General features: G+C 70.0%; 1 protein-coding gene. It reads right to left on the bottom strand.

Features of this window, described 5'->3' with window-relative positions; translation table 11 throughout:
* On the bottom strand, positions 1-403 hold a 403-nt coding region (locus ACTJKX_RS38275; RefSeq protein ID WP_440728508.1), incomplete at both ends, for a hypothetical protein.

The following is a 403-nucleotide window of genomic DNA, read 5'->3' as shown; positions in this document are numbered from 1 at the left end:
CGGCCTGACGGGTGCGATCGGCGGGATCGGTGGCGATGGTGGTCTTGGCGGCACCCTTGGTGGTGCAGTCGGCGGCTTGACCGGCGCGATCGGCGGTATCGGTGGTGACGGTGGTCTTGGCGGCACCCTTGGTGGCGCAGTCGGCGGCTTGACCGGCGCGATTGGTGGTATCGGCGGCATTGGTGGTGACGGTGGCCTGGGTGGCGTCGTCGGCGGCCTGACGGGTGCGATCGGTGGCATCGGTGGCGACGGTGGCCTTGGCGGCACCCTTGGTGACGCAGTTGGTGGCTTGACCGGCGCGATTGGTGGCATTGGCGGTATTGGCGGTGACGGTGGCCTGGGTGGCGTCGTCGGCGGCTTGACGGGTGCGATCGGCGGTATCGGTGGCATTGGCGGCGACGGT

Origin of the sequence: Labrys sp. 22185 (assembly GCF_052045555.1) — a bacterium.
GTDB lineage: Bacteria > Pseudomonadota > Alphaproteobacteria > Rhizobiales > Labraceae > Labrys > Labrys neptuniae.
The sequence above is the reverse complement of the archived record's forward strand: the minus strand, read 5'-3'. Positions and strand labels throughout refer to the sequence as shown.